Origin of the sequence: Streptomyces sp. SID12501 (assembly GCF_010550245.1) — a bacterium.
Lineage (GTDB): Bacteria > Actinomycetota > Actinomycetes > Streptomycetales > Streptomycetaceae > Streptomyces.
The window spans coordinates 1-1,180 of sequence record NZ_JAAGLU010000113.1; the positions used below are offsets into that span (position 1 = coordinate 1).

1 protein-coding gene is annotated in these 1,180 nt (G+C 65.9%); it reads right to left on the bottom strand.

The features are described 5' to 3' along the window. On the bottom strand, positions 1 to 1,180 hold a 1,180-nt coding region (frc, locus tag G3I71_RS44655), incomplete at both ends, for a formyl-CoA transferase (protein ID WP_239149750.1).

Genomic DNA, 1,180 nt, shown 5'->3' on the forward strand with positions numbered 1-1,180 from the left:
CCAGGCCGAGTTCGCCGATGAGGATTTCTTCGGTGTGCTGGCCGAGGAGGGGTGGGGTGGTGATGTGGGTGGGGGAGTCGGAGAGTTTGATCGGGTTGCCGACGGTGGTGAAGGGGCCGCGTTCGGGATGTTCCACGGTGACGATCATGTTGTTCGCGGCGAGTGAGCGGTCTTCGATGATCTCTCTGGTCGACAGGATCGGGCCGCAGGGAATGCTGTGCGTGTTCAGCCGTTCCAGGACCTGCCATTTCGGCAGGGTGGATGTCCATTCCTCGATCAGCTGGAACATTTTCGCGAGTTGCGGCAGGCGGGCTTCGGGGGTGGCCCATTCGGGGTCGTCGGCGAGTTCGGGTCGGCCGATCAGCTGGGCGAGGGGTTTCCAGCCGGGTGGTTGGACGATGACGTACACGTAGTCGTTGGGGCCGCCCGGCGCGCACCGTACCGCCCAGCCCGGCTGGCCGCCGCCCGAGGCGTTCCCGGATCGGGGGACCTCGTCGCCGAAGTCCTGCGTCGGGTATTCCGCGAGTGGTCCGTGGGCCAGACGCTGCTGGTCGCGGAGTTTGACCCGGCACAGGTTCAGCACGGCATGCTGCATCGCCACGTCCACCCGCTGCCCCCGCCCCGTCGCCTCCCGCTGCAACAGGGCGGCCAAAATCCCTGCCACCGCGTGGATACCGGTCCCGGAATCCCCGATCTGTGCCCCGGTCGCCATCGGCGGCCCGTCCTGGAACCCGGTCGTCGCCATCGATCCGCCCATCGCCTGTGCCACCACCTCGTACGCCTTGAAGTCGGTGTACGGGCCCTGGCCGAAGCCCTTGATCGACGCGAACACGATCCGTGGGTTGATCTCCCTGATCCGTTCCCAGGGGAAACCCATCCGTTCCACCGCACCCGGCCCGAAGTTCTCCACCAGCACATCCGACCGCCGGATCAACTCGGTCAGAATCTCCCTGCCCCGCCCCGTCTTGGTGTTCAGAGTGACACTGCGCTTGTTGCAGTTCAGCATCGTGAAATACAGCGAATCCACGTCCGGAACGTCCCGCAACTGCCCCCGCGTGACATCCCCGCCCGGCGCCTCCACCTTCACCACATCCGCACCCAGCCACCCCAGCAACTGCGTCGCCGACGGACCCGACTGCACATGCGTCATATCCAGAACCCGAAACCCCTCAAGAGCCTT